Source organism: Bacillus cereus group sp. RP32 (genome assembly GCF_040459735.1).
GTDB lineage: Bacteria > Bacillota > Bacilli > Bacillales > Bacillaceae_G > Bacillus_A > Bacillus_A wiedmannii.
The window spans coordinates 212075-230608 of the sequence record NZ_JARVHO010000001.1 but is presented as its reverse complement, the minus strand read 5'-3'; the positions used below and the strand labels follow the sequence as shown (position 1 = coordinate 230608).

The window sequence follows — 18534 nt, the reverse complement described above, 5'->3', positions numbered from 1 at the left end:
AAAATAATCTTAAATATGACAACACATTCCAACGAATTTCCAAAATTTCTATTGTATCATTTTTTTCGTATAATACAATAAGGAATTTTATAAAAATTCAAAAAAAAGCTGATAAAAATATTTATCAGCTTTCTTATTTACTATTCTACACATTATTTTCTAATAATATCCATATTGTTCTTTTTCTTCTCTTTTATCGTTTAAGACGACACCAAGTAATTTACCGGACGCTTTGTCTAATATTTGCTTCGCTTTTACAATTTTATCTTTTTCTGTTTTTTCACTGCGTACGACAAGTACGATTCCATCGCATTTGTTCGCTAGTATTTGTGCATCGGTAACCGCAAGAACCGGTGGTGTGTCGATTAGAATAATATCAAACATGTTATATGCTTCTAGTAATGTCTCGTCCATTATCCGGCTACCTAATAGTTCAGCTGGGTTTGGCGGGATTGGACCTGCCGCCATTAAGTATACATTCTCTATATCTGTTTTTTGAATACATTGCATCAGTTTCGCTTGTCCTGATAATAAGTTCGTTAATCCATTTGAATTGTGAATGGCAAATAAGTTTTGAATCGTTGGCTTACGCAAGTCAGCTCCGATTAATAAGACTTTCTTTCCTTGTTGTCCGAAAACAACTGCTAAGTTTGCGATTGTCGTTGTTTTTCCGTCGCCTGGATCTGCCGAGGTAACAATAATAGAACGAACATGACTATCTACAGATGTAAATTCAATGTTTGTACGAATGTTACGATATTGTTCTGCAACACGTGATTTAGGCTCTTTATGCGTAATTAATTGTCGTAATGGTTTTCTTTTCTTTCTTCCGAACATATTAATAGTCTCCTTTTGTGAAATGCGACATTTCTCCTTTTTCTCTCTCTATGCTCGATTTCATACGTCTAATTAATATTTTGTATCACTGATTTCCCTACATCTCATCTTAATCAATATCATTCTACTTTGTCTTATATGAACGCCTTTACAATATGACAATGACTTTCCTTCTTTTCTATTCTTATCATTTATCCTATTTTTCAAATGAACAATAAAGTAATTATATGGTAATTATTTTCTATACACAAGTAATCTTCTGACTAGTTTGCATTTTAACAATTACACCAATATATATTGGAAATAAAAAATCTCCTTGTATTTTCACAAGAAGATTTTTTTATTTCTGTTATTCTTTTTTATCACCAATCGCAAATGTAATTTCAGCTTCACATGCAACTTCACCATCTACTGTTGCGATTGCTTTTCCTTTTCCGATTGGACCACGTACACGTGTCATTTCTACTTCCAGACGAAGTTGATCACCTGGACGTACTTGTTTTTTGAAACGACAATTGTCGATACCTGCGAAGAAAGCAAGTCTTCCGCGGTTTTCTTCTTTCTTTAATACCGCAACTGCGCCGACTTGTGCTAATGCTTCTACAATAAGTACACCGGGCATAACTGCATAGTCAGGAAAGTGCCCGTTAAAGAATTCTTCGTTTGCGGATACATTTTTAATTCCAACCGCTCTTTTTCCTTCATCTACTTCTAATATTTTATCAACAAGTAAAAATGGATAGCGGTGAGGAATGATTTCTTTAATTTGTTCTATATTTAGCATATAACAATCGCCCCTTTTGTAATATTGGTCTTACCACTTGGACATATTGTTTATTATCCCATTTTGTTTATTGTTTGTCATTATAAAGTGAAACTTTAATATCTTTTCAGCTTTATATATAAAAAAATGCACACACTCTATTCTCTTAAAATAGTTGCATATTCCAGCAACTGACACGGAGGTAGAAAAGAGTGTATGCCCAAATTAGGGAAAGGCAATATGTATTTGAACATGATTTGCCTTAATGTCGTATTCGACTCATTATATTATAAACGTTTTCAAATAAGGAAATATTAAATTTAACCATATATATGAATATTTTACCTATTTCCTTCGTTTTTCTTTATTTTTCTTCTATTTTCTCAATAAATCAAAATAAAATAAAAAAATAAAAGAATAAAAAAACAAAAAAGAACTACGGTTAACACCTTAGTTCTTCTCATCTTCCCCGCCTTTTGCGAGCTAATAATAAGCGGGGGATGCCCCCACTTATTAAAGTTTCACTTTATCGTAAAGCACGCTTTGGTAATTTATCGATATTCTCTAACATAATACCTGTACCAACCGCAACACATTGCATTGGGTTTTCAGCAATTAATACTGGTACTTTTAGTTCTTCTGCTAGAAGCATGTCGATACCGTGTAGTAAAGCTCCACCGCCTGTTAGAATAACACCGCGGTCGATAATGTCCGCAGATAGTTCTGGTGGCGTGCGCTCTAGTACGCCTTTTGCAGCTTGTACAATGATAGCCGCGTCTTCTTTTAGTGCTTCTGTAATTTCTTCAGAGCATACTGTAATTGTACGTGGTAAGCCCGTTACCATGTCACGTCCGCGAATTTCAAGCTCTTCGCTACGTGCACCTGGGAATACTGTACCAACTTTAATTTTAATATTTTCTGAAGTACGTTCTCCAATTAATAGCTTATACTTACGTTTAACGTAGTTTAAGATCTCCATATCAAACTTATCGCCAGCCATTTTGATAGAGGAAGAGGTAACAATATCACCCATAGATAGTACAGCGATATCTGTTGTACCTCCACCAATATCAACAACCATGTTACCGCTTGGTTGGAAGATTTCCATACCAGCACCAACTGCGGCTACTTTTGGTTCTTCTTCTAAAAATACTGTTTTACCACCTGAACGTTCAGCAGCCTCACGAATTGCTTTTTGTTCTACAGATGTGATATTTGTTGGACAGCAAATTAAAATGCGAGGTTTTGAAAAGAAGCTCTTCACGTCCAATTTGTTAATGAAATACTTTAACATTGCTTCTGTAATTTCGAAATCTGCGATTACACCATCTTTAAGCGGACGAATTGCTACAATATTACCAGGTGTACGTCCCACCATACTTCTTGCTTCTTCACCTACTGCTAATACTTTCCCACTATTACGATCAATTGCCACAACAGATGGCTCATTTAATACAATACCTTTGCCTTTAACATGAATTAATACATTAGCCGTACCTAGGTCAATTCCGATATCTCGCGCAAACATTCCCGTCATTTCCTCCTCGATATTCAAAATCAGGTTACACCCGAATTCTTTTACACCTAATTTCTGATTTTATCATAAATTTAACAGAAACGTAATATTCGCAAAAAGAATTCTTCTGAAAAATATTACCGAATTGAAACGGAATGTTTGCGATCGCATATTTATTGACGGACCGGCTTTTCTACATCTTCTTTTCTATACTTTTGTTTTGTTGCTTCTCCGCCTCTTAAATGACGAATAGACTTATGATAATCAAGAATTTCTTTCACTTCATTTGCGAGCTCTGGATTAATTTCTGGTAGACGTTCCGTTAAATCTTTATGGACTGTACTCTTTGATACCCCAAATTCCTTTGCAATGACACGCACTGTCTTTCTTGTCTCCACGATATACTTACCAATCTTGATAGTTCTCTCTTTGATGTAATCGTGCACACCACTCGCCTCCCTAAATTGGATGTGAGAAGTGTGAAATGAGCTTCGCTGCATACCACTAAGAAGTAAGTGTGAGTGCTGTTTGTAAGCGTTAAACATTCTTGGGTTTATAATGAAATGATTCACGATTTCTCACCTCAAACACTCTCTTTGCTTTGGTTTATACCATTGTATTGCCCGCACTACTGATATATGCTACATGTTCACTATTTTTGCGGACTAAGTTAAGAAAAATTACGTTTTTTTGTGAGAAATACGTTAACAGTGACTATTTTGACGAAAAAAAATGACCCCTTATATACAAGGCGTCATTCTTCTCGTTCCAACTCTTCTTCTAATAACTGATGGTGGGGAACCTCTTTCTTACCAGCGATGTAATAATATAAAGTGAATAAAACAAACAATAAAATAATAGCAGTCGACAGAACAAACAAAAATGACACAGTATCCCCTCCCTTTTGTAATATATATTCGAGAATCTCGTCATTTTTCCTTGTTATTGCAACTTTTTTCTCGAAACTGAGTATTTTTATATAAAAATAAAAAAATCAGCTCTCCTAGTGAGAACTGATTTTTTCACTTTCTTATTCTTGTGAAGAAGAACTGTTAGATGATTCTGTAGAACCATTTGTTGATTTTTCTTCTTTCTTCGGTTCTTCTTTTTTGTCACTAGTCGAACCGCTTGTTGATTTCTCTTCTTTTTGAGACTTGTCTTCTGTTTTATTTTCTGGTTTCGTGCTCGTCGACTTCTCTTCTTTTTGAGACTTGTCTTCAGCTTTTTTACCAGAAGCATTCGTTGCCTTTGCAGCGCCTGCTTCAACTTTAATTTCTGCTACTGACTTATTTAAGTAGCGCTCAGGATTCACAGCCACGTTGTCTTTACGTACTTCAAAGTGAACGTGAGAACCTGCTTCTTTATTCATTGCACTTAGACCGGATTTTCCTAATACTTCACCTTGTGCAACTCGTGCACCTTTTTCTACTTTCACACTGCCTAAGCTTTGATAAGAAACTGCTACACCATTTCCGCTATCAACTGTTACAACATAACCAAGAAGTGAATCTTTTTCAGCTTTCGTTACTGTACCACTTAAAGCAGCAGCTACATCGAATTCTTTTCCATTCTTCGCAGCAATGTCGATTCCTTTATTTGGGGAATATGTGTTGTTATAAAAGACAAGTGCTTTTTCTTGTTCCGCCTCAGTTGCTGCATCTTCATAGAATTTCTTCTGTACGACTACTTCCGCATTAGCGGCAGCTGGCATTTTCACTACTTCTGAAGATTTCGTTACTGGTACTGCTGGATCTTCCGATTGTGTATACGGTGTTGCTTGATCTTGGTTCGGAGTCTTCTTCGGATTAGCTCCTTGGAACCATAGCGCAACCATTAAAATTACCGCTGCACAAGCAATGTATAGTGCCGGAAACACCCATCTTTTTTGAAATAAATGTACTACCTTTTGCGACTTTTTATTATTTCTTCCTCGCATTCCATCATCACCTCAGCAATCATTTTGAACAATATTCACGTATCCTATACAACCTATAACTAATTACTTTTCGACAAAATCTGTAAAAATATGTATGATAATTGTAAAATTTCCGAGGAAATGATAGAAAAAATAAAAAACTGAGCACTTTCGGCTCAGTTTTTAGTCCAATTGTTTCTTTTTATATACGATTAAACATGCAATAAGTGAAATAACGAGCCACACTCCAACATTTAGCATATGCCCACTAATACTACTAAACCCAGCACCCTCCACTAAGCTTTTAATCGCTTTTTCAAGATGAGATGTTGGAAGATAACTAATCATCGTCTTAATTACTTTATTTTCAACCATTGGCTCAAATTGTACAGCTAAATACATCGTCATTAATATTGGCATTCCAATTAGTGATGTTTGCGGGACAGACTCAGCTAATAATCCAATCACTGTTCCAATTAAAATGAATAGAATTGTTCCACATAAGAAAATAAATGCTAGCAATAAGAGATTGCCACTTAATTGATCTAAAATGAATAAGTTTACAATGGAAATGCCCAACGTTAAACATGCTGTTAATATACTTTTCCCAAGAAGAACTTCAACAGAAGAAGCTGGTGATAGCATTAACACACGTAACGTATGTTTTTCTTTCTCTTCTGCAATTACCATTGATTGAACAAACCCTGCTACAAATAGAAAGGACATTAAAGTAATAATGCCAACCCCCATGCGCCCTTCTCCAAATCTGCTAAATATAAATGCAAATATAATTGGTAAAGATGCCATTAACAACACTTGTGAATTCGTCTTAAAATCTTGTACTTCTTTTCTAAAAATAGCTGATACACGTCTCATTGAAAATGTCATTATAATCCCCTCCCAGTAACTTCAATAAAGATATCGCCTAACGTTGGTTCGTATGAATGAATGGATAGTAATTCACCTTGTTTCATCCATTCTGAAATACGTTTTGCACCTAATTCGTCTTTTTGAACGACTTCTTTTTGCTTATCTTTTAATACGACTTGTATTTGATTTTTCGCGTATTGCAAGCGAAGGTTTTCTGGTGTATCAAGCGCCACAACTTCTCCGCCGCATAGAAAGGCGATGCGGTTACAAAGTGTTTCTGCTTCGTCCATATTATGAGTCGTTAAGAAAATCGTCGTTCCTTCTTTATTTAAGTCTTTTAAGATTTTATGAATGTTTTGTACGTTTACTGGATCAAGTGCAGATGTTGGTTCGTCTAAGAAGAGGATATCTGGTTTATGAAGGATTGCTCTAGCTAGTGTAACGCGCTGCTTCATTCCTTTTGATAGTTTCTTTACTGGTGTTTTTTTATCATCTAATAGATTCACTTGCGCTAGTACTTCATCGATTCGTTCTTTTTTACAATCGTATAAGTCACAAAATAATAGTAAGTTATCATAAATGTTAAGTCTTTCATATAAACCGCTGTTGTCTGTTAAAATACCAATTCGTTTATAATCGATGCTGCTTGGTCCGGTAATATCTTTACCTAGTACCCTCACTGTTCCAACGCTATGCAGCAATTGAGAAGTTAAAATCTTTACTGTTGTTGTTTTTCCAGATCCACTCGGCCCGAGGAATCCAAAAATTTCTCCTTGCTTCACCTCAATATTTACATTTCGAAGTGCCGTTTTTTCGTTGAAACTTTTCATTACATCTTTCATTTCAATTGCCAATGTCATCTCGTCATCCCCTTTGTTTTTTCTTTTATAGATGAAAGTCGCTTTAGCGCTTTTCGTTTGTTTGTTTCGCTTTTCTTGACTCAATCATATGAAAAACAAAAGGGTTACGCAGTAAAATACCGGTAAAAGGAGTATTTTTACCGGTGAATGAATTGTATTTTAAGCTTACTGGAGCAATTTTTATAGCCCAATCACACCTTTTAATTCATCCATTCGTCCTTTTGAAAGCGGGATTGAACTTTTTCTTTCGTCATCCAAAATTAAACTAAAGCTATTACGAGTCCACGTAATGACTTCTCGTACTCTTTGTAAATTCACAAGGTACGAGCGATGACATCTAAAAAACCCGAACCCTGTTAATCTCGCTTCTAGTTCACTTAATGTTAATGCACATACGAAATCACCTTCGCGCACATGGATATGTGTCACTCCGTTTTGCGTTTCAATAAAATGAATTTCCATCGGATCAAGTAAAATGATTTTATCGTTCACTTTCGCTGGAATTCTTTCAAGTTTCATTTGCGGAATCATTTGAACAACCTTTTCTTCATCCACCTCTTCAATTTCTTCTTGTTCGATTTCTATTTTCTTCACACCATCATTGTTTAATATGTATACATCTTCTGTTAACGAAAGGGCGTCCGATAGAAAGGATGACGTTATAAAAATCGCCTTTCCTTTCTCCTTCATTGCCATAATCGCTTTTCGAATAATAATCGTGCTCTCTGTATCTACATTTTGCTCTGGCTCTTCTAGAATAACTAAATCCGGATTATGAACCATAACTCGCCCGATATGAAGACGGCGTTTCTCTGAAAATGATAGTTTTTCTATTTTAACGTTTAACTTATCTAAGAGGCCGACATATTGTACAACTTCTTCCGTGCTCATATTTGATTCATAAAGTCCTATTAAAAACTTAAAGTATTCCTTCACCTTCAAACGATCATATGCTTCATCTTTCAAAAAACAAAAACCGATGCGGGAATAATTTTTCTTTCCAATCGCTTTACCTTCAAATAGCACGTTGCCAGTTGAAGCTTCTTCCTCACCAATAATAATACGATGCAACACTTTAGCTGTGTGGTTATTACATTGCAAAACAACACATTGTCCCTTCTCAACCTTCAGTTCAACTGCCGGTAACTGATTCGTCTTTCCTAACTGTTTTAACTCCAGTAGTGCCATTTCGTCTCCCCCGAATGCTTTTTATCACATTATACCAAACAATTAATGGAAATTTTTGATATTTTATGAAGCACTATAAAAAGAAGGATATCCAAATAAAAGGATAGCCTTCTTCTCTAGTTTTGTCCTACCATATAAGTCTTGAGCTGATCACGCAGCGCTCTCTTCAAGAATTTCCCCACAGATGTTTTCGGAAATTCTGCTTTTAGTAAAGCATACAGATCTTCTCTTTCTACTGCTTGTCCCTCTTTTAGTACAACGCAAGTAAACGGGACGTTTTTCATGCGGCACCGCCACAACAGATGCTTCTAACACTTTATCGTGCGACACTAAAGCATTTTCTAAATCTATGGAAGAAATCCATTCGCCTCCACTTTTAATTCAGTCTTTCGTACGATCAGCAATCTTAATACATCCTTCCGAATCAACCGTGACAATGTCTCCTGTATAGAGCCAACCGTCTTTCATTGATTCTTCTGTACGTTCATCCTTATAATAGCTTCCAGCGATCCATGGGCCCCTTAAACAGAGTTCTGTCACCACTGAACATTGACGATTTTTTTAATATATCTATTAACCTATCCACTAACAAAAGAAAACCGTCCCAACATAGCTCTTGGAACGGTCTCTTTTCCCCCTACTTCTTCACCATCAACTTTCCTTCATAATCATTCATCGACTTTATTTCGACACCCTTATAATAATGAGCAACGATATCTGTATATTTCTTACCTTCCGCCGCCATGCCATTTGCTCCGTATTGGCTCATGCCAACGCCGTGACCGAATCCCTTCGTTGTAACGACGATTTTATCCCCTTCTTGTTTCCATGTGAAGTCAGAAGAGCGTAAATCTAACTTTTCACGAACTTGCTTTCCTGTTAATGTTTTCCCTTGAAATGCTACATCTTTTACTCGCTTTCCTTCCGTAAGATCTTTAATATTTCCAACCTTCCCGTCTGCCAACACCTTCACACCGAGACGTTTTTGAAAGTCAGCTACTGTAAAGGTTTGCTCGCTCGTAAATTTTGGAGAGGCTTGATCCCACGGACTATCTACGCTCTTTAAGTACGGATAATCATTTCCCCAATAATCAGCTGCATTTTCTGTCCGGCCATTACTCGTTGAGAAGAAGGATGCTGAGATTGGTTTTCCATCATACGTTAAAACTTGTCCTGCGGTTTTCGAAACGGCTTCTTCGATTTTCTTCAAATTATTTTCGTAGTTATTGCCCCATTGTTTCTTCAATTCTTCTTTACTTTTGTACACTTGATCTTTCACCGTATCGGTCACGTCCGCATTGTTTTTCTTACCTCCGCTTAGCATACGCTGTACCACAAATGTTCTCGCTGCTAATGCCTGCGCCTTTAGCGCCTCTATTTCAAAACTGGCATTCATCTCAGAAGCTACTACACCGGTCACATACTGCTCCATAGGTAATGTTTCTACCTTCTTTTGCCGATCACGATATACAGCAACTTGAACCGCTGTATCCACTTTCCCTGGAGCTGGTATACTTTCTATCGCTGGAGGAGTTTTAGAAGCTGCTTCTTTCCCTACTTTTGCTTTCGCAAACGGAATAACAAGAGCAGCAGGTACAATGATAACGAGCGCTATGAGAAGCGCTACTGTGATAAAAAGTGGCTTTGAAAATTTCATCTTATTTCCCCCAATATCCAAAAGCTTTACTCCATTCATTCTTATGGAACAACTCTTTTTTTTAGAACATACTTAAGGGGAACTAGCTAAAATGAAAATTTTCTAAATATTTTTTACTGGTACGTGCATAAGTATAGAATTTATTGACTATAACAGTAATAACCCAAAAAAATAGTCCCTACGTCAAAAGACGTAGAGACTATTTCAATTAAGCGTGAAGATCAGAAACTTCTTGTTCTTTCACTTCTTCTACTTTTTCGTTTACACGTTCAATAGTTGCACCTAATGCAGCTAATTTCTTATGGAAATCTACATAACCACGGTCAAGATGCTTTAACTCAGTTACACGAGTGTAACCTTCAGATACTAAACCAGCTAAGATTAATGCAGCAGCAGCACGTAAGTCAGTTGCGCCTACTTCAGCACCTTGTAAGCTGTTTGGACCGTTCATAATAACAGAACGACCTTCGATTTTAATATCAGCATTCATACGACGGAATTCTTCAACGTGCATAAAGCGGTTTTCGAATACCGTTTCTGTAATCATACTTGTTCCATCAGCTTGTAGTAATAATGCCATCATTTGTGATTGCATGTCTGTTGGGAAACCTGGGTGAGGCATAGTTTTAATATCAACCGCTTTTAACTTATCTGGGCCGATAACACGTACACCTTCATTTTCCTCAATAACTTTAACACCCATTTCTTCCATTTTCGCTGTAATTGAGCGTAAATGTTCAGGTACAGCATTTTCAATTAAGATGTCTCCACCAGTAATTGCCGCTGCAACCATGAATGTTCCCGCTTCAATACGGTCAGGAATAATAGAGTGGTTTCCACCATATAATTTATCAACGCCTTCGATACGAATCGTTCCAGTTCCAGCTCCGCGTACTTTCGCTCCCATCGCATTTAAGAAGTTAGCTAAGTCAACGATTTCTGGTTCTTTCGCTGCGTTTTCAAGGATTGTTGTCCCTTTTGCTAATGTAGCTGCAGACATAATGTTTTCTGTCGCGCCCACGCTTGGGAAGTCTAAATAAATTTTAGCTCCTTTTAGTTCTCCCTCAACGTATGCCTCAACAAAACCATTACCAACCTGTACTTTTGCTCCCATTGCTTCGAAGCCTTTTAAATGTTGGTCAATTGGACGTGAACCAATTGCACATCCACCAGGAAGTGCAATACGAGCACGGCCGTTACGTGCAAGTAATGGTCCCATTACTTGAACAGATGCACGCATTTTACGTACATATTCAAATGGTGCTTCAATGTTTAGTTCTTTAGAAGCATCGATTGTTACTTGGTTATTTTCAAATACGACTTCAGCATTTAAATGACGTAATACCTCATTAATTGTGTATACATCAGACAAAACTGGTACTTCAGATAGTACATTCTTTCCATCACTCGCTAATAGGGCTGCAGCGATTATAGGTAATACAGCATTTTTTGCGCCCTCAACACGCACTGTGCCGTTTAACCGCTTTCCGCCACGGACGATGATCTTTTCCAAATTATTCCCCTCCGTGTCCTTTTTTCAGTATCTATTCACTCAATACTCAGAAGTTATGATCGGTGTGCCAACCACAATTGTATCTTTGTTGTCTGTAGAACGTATTGCTATTTGCACATTTATTTTCTCTCTATTTGTTGAAAGAGCGTCATCCCACTTTTTATTGTATGCGGAGACTGACACAAATGCTCTTTCTTCTATCTGTTCGATCGCTCTTGCTGAAAGATCTTTCAAAAACTGATTGGTTTTATTTTGCAAAACACCTTCAATCTTATCATTCAGTACACCTTGAACACAAGTGTAAATTATAGGTTTTTCACTAAAAATTTTATTTGTTTTCTGAATGTACTTCGGGTCCCATTTCGCCCCGCTTACTTCAAAAATAATGAAAGTGTTTTCTTTAGTATTTTCCTTACTCCATGTTACTACTACTCGTTCTTCATAAGAAGAAAACTTTTTATAGGATGTAGCTTTATATCCATCTGGAGATTGCTCTAATTCCCACTTTTGAATATTCCCCTTGTCCTTCACATCGTTTAACAACTTTTGAAACGTATGTATATTAGAAATTGTTTTTGTTTCTCGCGCTAACCATGACCACTTCTCTACTTTAGCATCATTTTTCTCTAAAGTTGCAATCATGCTCTCCATTTTCTGTTCATCGCTGATCGGTTTCATCTCTCTATATCCAACCAAAAATAAAACAACACTTATCACAACAATAAGAATGGCTTTAAGCTTCAATTTCATCCCCTCCTACCCCCATTGTTAACGGAGATATGAGGTTCTATACACTTACTTTACTAAATACGTTAAACTCTTTGAATAGCCTAAATAATCAAGGAAAAAGTTACTTACAGATGTCCCAATTGCAATTGTAATTAGGATGAGTAACACTCGCGTCTGCATCACCTTTCCAGACTTCATTAAACGCTCAATGTGAACACCTTGTAAGGCCCACCACGTAATGGTAATAAACAATAAATGCGAAACAATGGCAATCAGTGCTTGTTGCCCTAAAAGATGTGCCAAAAAATCGACCCCTTTTTACCCAGCTACTACTTACGAAATACTATAAAAACGATACCATGATAAGTAGGAGCCACACTTTTTCAAATACAAATAAACATCTTACATTTCACATCGTAATTTGCTCTCAAAAAACATATACCTACATGCATTTTCAATTGTAATTCACACAAAATAAAAAGCGCAGAGTAACAACTCCACACCTTTTATTTTCACTATTGTACCACGTTCCCTAAGAAGAAGAAATCCTTCATTAATGGAAAATATTCATAAAAGAAATTGTATCCAATCATCGGCATAATCCCCAGTATTACAATCGAGATTGCACAAAGGCTCATAACAACCTTTATATTCAACGGCAAACGAATTTTCTCTTCCACTTCTCCCGTCCGGAAAAACATTTGCTGTAGAATACGGAAATAATATACGAATGAGATGACTGTCGTCCCCATCATAATAGAAGCTAGTACGTAACGAGCTGGCTCTACATGCAATGCACCTAAAAAGATGTTAATTTTCCCGATGAAACCAGCTGTTCCTGGTATCCCGGCCAACGATAAAATAAAAATCGTCATCACTATCGCTGTAAATGGCGACCTTTTATATAATCCAGTGAAAATGGTAATGTTTTCTTTGTCGCTTTGTAAGATTAAGCTGTGGATAATTGCAAATGCGCCTATATTCATAAGCATATACGCAAGCATGTAAAACCACATGCTATCCATCGTAAATGGTGATAATGCTACAAGCGGAACGAGTAAATACCCCGCATGTGCGATTCCCGAATAGGCAAATAGGCGTTTTACGTTATATTGCTTTAACGCTACTACGTTTCCAATAATCATCGTAATACTCGCTAGTACTGCAATGTATATGCTCATACGTCCGTATAAAGATTGCATGTCTCCTTGCACCGATACACTTGCAAAAACCATGAGAAACAGACGAATAATGAGTAAGAATCCAGCAATTTTAGAAATCGTCCCGAGAAAAGCAGTAACAGGCGTAGCCGCTCCCTCATACACATCTGGTGCCCACATATGAAACGGCACTGTCGCAATTTTAAATGAGAGTCCAACGAGTAATAGTAGAAATGCGAGAGCTAACAATAACTGAATACCACCAGCAAGCTCCCCTGCGAATACTTTTTGCATGTCCACGATATTAGTTGATCCTGTAATACCGTATAAATAACTCATTCCAAAGAGCGTAATTGCCGTGCCAATACCTCCATTAATGACATATTTCACGGCCGCCTCGTTTGACGCACGGTTCCTTTTTCGTATTCCTACTAAAATATATGAAGAAAGTGAAAGCAATTCTAAACCGACGAAAAGTGTAATGAAGTCAACACTAGAAGCCATAAACATAGCCCCAAGAAGTGCCATTAAAAATAAGTAATAATATTCTCCCTTATCTTCAATTGGATTCTTCTTATCATCGCTCATTGCGGTGCATAAGATGAGGGCCGCTCCGCCTAATAACAACGTTTTAAATCCTTTTGAAAACCCATCTAACACAAACGATCCATTTAGAATATCTCCTGTCGGTTCATCGTATAGCGTGATTAACGACACGATTGCTAATATGACGGCTGCGATTGCACTAAGCGCTACATATCTATGATTCAACTTAAAAAACAAATCACATATGGAAAGAAGGATGGCAGCTCCGAGAATAATGAATTCTGGCACCATGAGATGCCATGATAAGCTAAGTAACGTATTCATATCCATCCTACTTCACCCCCAATGTTTTCAATGTATTTTGAAGCGGATCCCCTAGTATTTCTGGCATTACTCCAATTGCAATAATGCAGAAGATAAGTAGCAATATAGGCACATACTCCCAACCGTGTATATCAGCTTTCGCCTCCCACTCTTTCTTACCAAATGTTACTTGAAGTGTCGCTCTCAATACGTATACAGCGGTTAAAATGATGCCAAGTACACCGACTGCAGTAATGACTGGCTCTCCTTGGAATAAACCGAGAAAGGCAAGAAACTCGCTAACAAATCCAGACATTCCTGGCAATCCAAGCGATGCCATTCCTCCCGCTAAGAAGAAGCCGCTAAGTACCGGGACACTTTTTGCGAGTCCGCCAAGCGCTGTAATGTCCGAAGTTCCAAAGCGCTGTTCTATAACGCCAAGTAAGAAAAAGAGTAAGGCTGCAATTAAACCGTGAGACACAACTTGGAATAGTGCCCCTTGTGTACCTGGTGCATTTAACGCCGCAAGGCCCATTAATACGATGCCCATATGCGAAATACTAGAGTAAGCAAGTACCTTCCGGAAGTCCGTTTGGATGAGCGCTAAGAAGGCTCCGTACAATAAATTGATGACTCCTAAAATCGCAATAAGCGTTGCAAACTCGCGAAAGTATTCCGGGAATAGCCCCTTTCCGAAACGAATCATACCGTATGCCCCAATCTTCAGTAAAACGCCCGCATGAAGCATAACTACAGCCGGATGCGCTTCAACATGCACATTGACCATCCAGCGATGTAGCGGGAAAACAGGCAGTTTAATCGCAAAGGCAATCATTATGGCAAGAAACAAACCGAACTGTAAGCTGCTTGAGACAGCCATTCCTCCCCCAGCACCTACACTCGTTAATATTTCTTTAAGCTCTGTAATATTTGTTGTACCTGTTTTTGCAAATAAAACTGAGAAAACGATGAGTAAAATAGCGGAGCCAATACCGTTATATATTAAATAACTATAAGCAGCCTTTTCACTCGACAATTTCCCCCACTTTCCAATTAATAAAAACATTGGCGGCAACGTAATTTCAAAGAAGATAAAGAACAACATTAAATTTTGAGCAGCGAAGACGCCGAGCATCCCTATTTCTAACATGAGTAGCAGCATATAAAAGGCTTTCAAGTTTCTTTTAATAGTAAATGCCGCAATTGCTGCGAGCATCGCTAGAAGGGCTGTCAGCACCATCATAACGAGCGATAAACCATCAATGCCGAGCTCGTAATAAATGGAAAACCATCCTTTATCCACCGCTGCAAAATCCCCAAATTTAATCCATTTCACTTTTTCATCGAATAGCGACAAACTCTTTCCAGAAGCGTATGTACAAGCGAGAACGATAGCGATTCCAAATGGAAGCGCCGTTCCAAATAAACCAAGCGCTCGCACTGTACGCGATTCTTTTTTCGGTGTTAATACAAGTAAGAGAATTCCTAAAAGCGGGGAAAAAATGAAGAACGTTAATAACAAATCATTCATCGTAAATCCCCTCCCGTATAGAGCAAAATAATGACGAGTACTGCAAGCGAAACAGCTGTTACAGTGCCGTACACTTGTACATTTCCGTTTTGGAGTCTAGAACCGAGTCCGCTTATCCCTTTAATTAGACTCCCTATTAAAATGGCGATTCCTTCGACTACATACACCTCAAATAAGCGAAGCACATGGGCGATTCCCTTCGTAATAGGGAGCACCGTCATATTGTATAGTTCATCCACATAATATTTTTCTTTCAAAAGGTTATAAAGAGGTGTTCCATCGCCACCAGCCCAATCTCTAGAAATAGATTTCTTACCATATATGAAATATGCGAGAGCGATTCCTGCAAATGAAACGATAGTCGCTACGATCATAATCCAAACTGGTCCGTGTGCCTCTCGCACTTTAAATGCTACATCTTTCGTAAGCCAATCCCCGAGGAATGTCCCAAACCATGGTGTATTCATATAACCCGCCACTACGGCGAGAACGCCAAGGACGATCATCGGATACGTCATAATGCGGGGCGATTCATGCACATCTTCCTTTGTCTTTGCTTCCCCAGTAAAAACAAGGAAGTAGAGCCGGAACATGTAGAATGCTGTTAAAAATGCTGCAATTACTGCTAATATGAATAAAACGTAATTGCCATTCATCCAAGTCACCGCTAAAATTTCATCTTTACTAAAGAAACCAGAAAGGAGTGGCACCCCACTAATTGCAAGTGTACCGATTAAAAATAGTGTACCCGTTACTTTCATCTTCTTCTGTAAACCGCCCATTTTATTAATGTCTTGCGTATGCACTGCATGAATGACACTTCCTGCCGCCAAAAATAGTAGCGCTTTAAAAAAGGCGTGTGTCGTTAAATGGAAAACACCAGCTACATAACCAGCAGATCCTAATGCGAGCATCATATAACCTAGCTGGCTAACTGTAGAATAAGCAAGCACTCTCTTTATATCCGTTTGAACAAGACCGATAGAAGCCGCAAAGATCGCAGTGAAAGCTCCAACGATTGCCACCGTCTGCATCGCCACCGCACTTGCTGAAAATAGTGGAAACATCGTCGCCACTAAATATACGCCAGCTGCGACCATCGTCGCTGCATGAATAAGTGCCGAAACAGGCGTCGGCCCCTCCATTGCATCTGGTAACCACGTATGAAGCGGGAACTGACCTGACTTCCCCATCGCCCCGATAAAAATTAATATCGCTGTTATTGTAATCATCGTAGGGGTAAGATCCCCCGTATGAATCGCCCTAAATATTGCGTCATATTCAAAACTACCTGCATGCCAGAAAAGTAAGATCATCCCAATAAATAAACCGACATCTCCAATACGAGTCATAATAAAAGCCTTTTTCGCAGCAGCCTTCGCTTCTTCTTTAAAGAAATAAAAACCGATGAGTAAAAATGAACCAAGGCCGACTAACTCCCAAAATATATAAAGCTGTAATAAATTCGGTGATATAACGAGCCCGAGCATCGCAAATGTGAAGAGCCCTAAATAGGCATAGAAGGTTGGTAATCTTTCATCACCTTTCATATAACCTTTCGAATACACATGTACAAGTAAACTCACAAGTGTAACGATAAACAGCATTAAAGCCCCTAATGCAGTCACTTCAAAGCCAAATGATATATCAATATCTCCCGTTCTAAGCCATACCCACTTATGCTTCAATCCTACTTTCGAAAACCGTTCTATTAATACAAGTACCGCAAATATAAAGGAGAGAAAGACGAGGAAAATACTAAGTACACTGCTTCCTTCTCTAATTTTCTTCCCGAATATAAGTAATAAAAAAAACGAAACAAGCGGGAAAAGCGGTATGAGCCATGCATAATCGATCATTGTTTCCTTCCCCCTTTTCGGTCACAATGTTATCCTTTGAGCGTATCCATTTCATCTACATGAACCGTCGTACGATTACGATACAAAGCAATTAAAATGGCGAGTCCTACCGCCGCCTCCGCTGCTGCTACAGCCATCGTAAACAGAGAGAAAATTTGCCCTGTTAAATTTGGGAACAAACCTAATTTACTAAACGCGACTAAATTTAAATTGGCCGCGTTTAGCATTAATTCAATACAAACTAATACAATCACTGTATTTCGCTTCGTTAAAGCTCCAAACAAACCAATGCAAAACAAAATAATCGCAAGCGTTAAATATGCAGAAGCTGGAACGCTACTCATTGGAATCCTCCTCTTTCTCATCCTTCTTCGCAAGTATAATCGCGCCAACAAGTGCTACAAGTAAAATAACTGAGGTTAACTCAAATGGAATAATATATTTCGAATAGAGAAGTGTACCGATTTGAAGTGTGTTTTTTTCATGGAGAGGTAAACTTCCTTGTGTGCTTTCATTTGCAAAATCAATATTGTTAACAGCGAAATACATAACTGCCCCAAATGCTACAACCGCAAAGAAGATAATCCATTTTCGAAGAGTAAGACGCGATTCATTTTCTGCGTTATGTTGCGTTAACATAATGCCAAAAATCATAATAATTGTAATCGCACCGGAGTAAAGTAAAATTTGTGCAACTCCGATAAATTCGGCCGATAAAAGAAAGTACAAACCTGCGATACTAAGAAATGTCAGAACGAGAGCTAGCATCATATGCATGACTTTCGTTAAGTTCAACATAAGAACACCGCCGATAATTGCAGACAAGGATAGTATGAAGAATGCTACAAACTCGCCATTCATGCTTTATTCTCCTTCCTGACGTTTTCGTCGTTTTCGTCAAGCCACTGCAAATTTTTAAATAAATCATCACGTGAATATTCCGCGAGCTCAAAGTTATTTGTCATAACAATCGCCTCTGTCGGACAAACTTCTGTACATAAATCACACAGAATACAAATTTCAAAATTAATATCATACGTGTCGATAATTTTTCCTTTTTTCGTAGGATCCGGATGTTTTTTTCCTGTTAACTGAATACAGTCTGTCGGACAAATGTTGGAGCATTGGTTACAAACAATACACTTTTCTGGATAAAACTTTTGAATGCCTCGAAAGCGGTCTGGCAACGGCAACGGTTGATTCGGATAATCGTAAGTCACCTTCTTCTTACTCAAATTGCTTAATGTATATTTTAATCCTTTAAATAGTCCTTTCATCTCTTACTGG

General features: G+C 37.9%; 19 protein-coding genes and 1 pseudogene. All 20 read right to left on the bottom strand.

Translation table 11 applies throughout. The features are described 5' to 3' along the window. Positions 1-159: 159 nt before the first annotated feature. Positions 160-837, bottom strand: a complete 678-nt coding sequence (locus QCI46_RS01085; protein ID WP_087983278.1) for a CpsD/CapB family tyrosine-protein kinase — start codon at positions 835-837, stop codon at positions 160-162. A gap of 349 nt (positions 838-1186) precedes the next feature. Then, entirely contained in the window at positions 1187-1621 is a 435-nt protein-coding gene (gene fabZ, locus QCI46_RS01080; protein ID WP_000931959.1) for a 3-hydroxyacyl-ACP dehydratase FabZ, read from the bottom strand. Between the two features lie 505 nt (positions 1622-2126). After that, the gene (gene mreB, locus QCI46_RS01075) at positions 2127-3128 is read right to left on the bottom strand and encodes a rod shape-determining protein (protein WP_076541461.1); all 1002 of its coding nucleotides are present in this window, start codon (positions 3126-3128) and stop codon (positions 2127-2129) included. 161 nt (positions 3129-3289) lie between these two features. Then, positions 3290-3562, bottom strand: a complete 273-nt coding sequence (gene spoIIID, locus QCI46_RS01070; protein WP_000544012.1) for a sporulation transcriptional regulator SpoIIID — start codon at positions 3560-3562, stop codon at positions 3290-3292. Between the two features lie 308 nt (positions 3563-3870). Next, a complete protein-coding gene (locus QCI46_RS01065) occupies positions 3871-4005 on the bottom strand; it encodes a hypothetical protein (RefSeq protein ID WP_000008903.1) in 135 nt (44 codons plus the stop codon). A gap of 141 nt (positions 4006-4146) precedes the next feature. Further along, positions 4147-5052, bottom strand: coding sequence for a stage II sporulation protein SpoIIQ (gene spoIIQ, locus QCI46_RS01060; RefSeq protein ID WP_353839408.1), 906 nt, complete (start codon positions 5050-5052; stop codon positions 4147-4149). A gap of 162 nt (positions 5053-5214) precedes the next feature. Beyond that, the gene (locus QCI46_RS01055) at positions 5215-5919 is read right to left on the bottom strand and encodes an ABC transporter permease (protein ID WP_061673576.1); all 705 of its coding nucleotides are present in this window, start codon (positions 5917-5919) and stop codon (positions 5215-5217) included. Further along, on the bottom strand, positions 5919-6761 hold the full coding sequence (locus QCI46_RS01050; RefSeq protein ID WP_353839407.1) for an ABC transporter ATP-binding protein: 843 nt from the start codon (positions 6759-6761) through the stop codon (positions 5919-5921). The genes QCI46_RS01055 and QCI46_RS01050 overlap by 1 nt, the downstream gene beginning before the upstream one ends. 180 nt (positions 6762-6941) lie before the next feature. Beyond that, positions 6942-7949, bottom strand: coding sequence for a LytTR family transcriptional regulator DNA-binding domain-containing protein (locus QCI46_RS01045; RefSeq protein WP_353839406.1), 1008 nt, complete (start codon positions 7947-7949; stop codon positions 6942-6944). A gap of 116 nt (positions 7950-8065) precedes the next feature. Further along, positions 8066-8483 (bottom strand): annotated as a pseudogene (locus tag QCI46_RS01040) (AMP-binding enzyme); the annotation flags it as partial. 103 nt (positions 8484-8586) lie between these two features. Next, the gene (gene spoIID, locus QCI46_RS01035) at positions 8587-9606 is read right to left on the bottom strand and encodes a stage II sporulation protein D (protein WP_353839405.1); all 1020 of its coding nucleotides are present in this window, start codon (positions 9604-9606) and stop codon (positions 8587-8589) included. Positions 9607-9814: 208 nt separating this feature from the next. Then, positions 9815-11119, bottom strand: a complete 1305-nt coding sequence (murA, locus tag QCI46_RS01030) for a UDP-N-acetylglucosamine 1-carboxyvinyltransferase (protein WP_000411269.1) — start codon at positions 11117-11119, stop codon at positions 9815-9817. Positions 11120-11158: 39 nt separating this feature from the next. Then, the gene (locus QCI46_RS01025; RefSeq protein WP_483299026.1) at positions 11159-11863 is read right to left on the bottom strand and encodes a YwmB family TATA-box binding protein; all 705 of its coding nucleotides are present in this window, start codon (positions 11861-11863) and stop codon (positions 11159-11161) included. Positions 11864-11914: 51 nt separating this feature from the next. After that, positions 11915-12151: a DUF1146 family protein gene (locus QCI46_RS01020; protein WP_000940744.1), complete on the bottom strand. Its 237-nt coding sequence runs from the start codon at positions 12149-12151 to the stop codon at positions 11915-11917. Between the two features lie 212 nt (positions 12152-12363). After that, a complete protein-coding gene (gene nuoN, locus QCI46_RS01015) occupies positions 12364-13878 on the bottom strand; it encodes an NADH-quinone oxidoreductase subunit NuoN (RefSeq protein WP_353841816.1) in 1515 nt (504 codons plus the stop codon). 7 nt (positions 13879-13885) lie between these two features. Beyond that, positions 13886-15388: an NADH-quinone oxidoreductase subunit M gene (locus tag QCI46_RS01010; protein ID WP_353839403.1), complete on the bottom strand. Its 1503-nt coding sequence runs from the start codon at positions 15386-15388 to the stop codon at positions 13886-13888. Next, complete coding sequence (nuoL, locus tag QCI46_RS01005) at positions 15385-17247, bottom strand: NADH-quinone oxidoreductase subunit L (RefSeq protein WP_353839402.1); 1863 nt, start codon at positions 17245-17247, stop codon at positions 15385-15387. Before nuoL ends, QCI46_RS01010 begins: the two co-directional genes overlap by 4 nt. 29 nt (positions 17248-17276) lie before the next feature. Then, on the bottom strand, positions 17277-17591 hold the full coding sequence (gene nuoK / locus QCI46_RS01000) for an NADH-quinone oxidoreductase subunit NuoK (RefSeq protein WP_000100078.1): 315 nt from the start codon (positions 17589-17591) through the stop codon (positions 17277-17279). Next, the gene (locus QCI46_RS00995; protein WP_001012824.1) at positions 17584-18108 is read right to left on the bottom strand and encodes an NADH-quinone oxidoreductase subunit J; all 525 of its coding nucleotides are present in this window, start codon (positions 18106-18108) and stop codon (positions 17584-17586) included. Before QCI46_RS00995 ends, nuoK begins: the two co-directional genes overlap by 8 nt. Then, positions 18105-18524: an NADH-quinone oxidoreductase subunit NuoI gene (nuoI, locus tag QCI46_RS00990; RefSeq protein ID WP_000677191.1), complete on the bottom strand. Its 420-nt coding sequence runs from the start codon at positions 18522-18524 to the stop codon at positions 18105-18107. Before nuoI ends, QCI46_RS00995 begins: the two co-directional genes overlap by 4 nt. Between the last annotated feature and the right edge of the window lie 10 nt (positions 18525-18534).

Bases quoted from the DNA above. Each gene is read 5' to 3' on its own strand.
- spoIID (WP_353839405.1), bottom strand. From the start codon at position 9,606: ATGAAATTTTCAAAGCCACTTTTTATCACAGTAGCGCTTCTCATAGCG.
- fabZ (WP_000931959.1), bottom strand. From the start codon at position 1,621: ATGCTAAATATAGAACAAATTAAAGAAATCATTCCTCACCGCTATCCA.
- QCI46_RS01055 (WP_061673576.1), bottom strand. From the start codon at position 5,919: ATGACATTTTCAATGAGACGTGTATCAGCTATTTTTAGAAAAGAAGTA.
- nuoN (WP_353841816.1), bottom strand. From the start codon at position 13,878: ATGAATACGTTACTTAGCTTATCATGGCATCTCATGGTGCCAGAATTC.
- nuoI (WP_000677191.1), bottom strand. From the start codon at position 18,524: ATGAAAGGACTATTTAAAGGATTAAAATATACATTAAGCAATTTGAGT.
- QCI46_RS01010 (WP_353839403.1), bottom strand. From the start codon at position 15,388: ATGAATGATTTGTTATTAACGTTCTTCATTTTTTCCCCGCTTTTAGGA.
- QCI46_RS01050 (WP_353839407.1), bottom strand. From the start codon at position 6,761: ATGACATTGGCAATTGAAATGAAAGATGTAATGAAAAGTTTCAACGAA.
- spoIIQ (WP_353839408.1), bottom strand. From the start codon at position 5,052: ATGCGAGGAAGAAATAATAAAAAGTCGCAAAAGGTAGTACATTTATTT.
- nuoK (WP_000100078.1), bottom strand. From the start codon at position 17,591: ATGAGTAGCGTTCCAGCTTCTGCATATTTAACGCTTGCGATTATTTTG.
- mreB (WP_076541461.1), bottom strand. From the start codon at position 3,128: ATGTTTGCGCGAGATATCGGAATTGACCTAGGTACGGCTAATGTATTA.
- nuoL (WP_353839402.1), bottom strand. From the start codon at position 17,247: ATGATCGATTATGCATGGCTCATACCGCTTTTCCCGCTTGTTTCGTTT.
- QCI46_RS00995 (WP_001012824.1), bottom strand. From the start codon at position 18,108: ATGAATGGCGAGTTTGTAGCATTCTTCATACTATCCTTGTCTGCAATT.
- QCI46_RS01045 (WP_353839406.1), bottom strand. From the start codon at position 7,949: ATGGCACTACTGGAGTTAAAACAGTTAGGAAAGACGAATCAGTTACCG.
- QCI46_RS01085 (WP_087983278.1), bottom strand. From the start codon at position 837: ATGTTCGGAAGAAAGAAAAGAAAACCATTACGACAATTAATTACGCAT.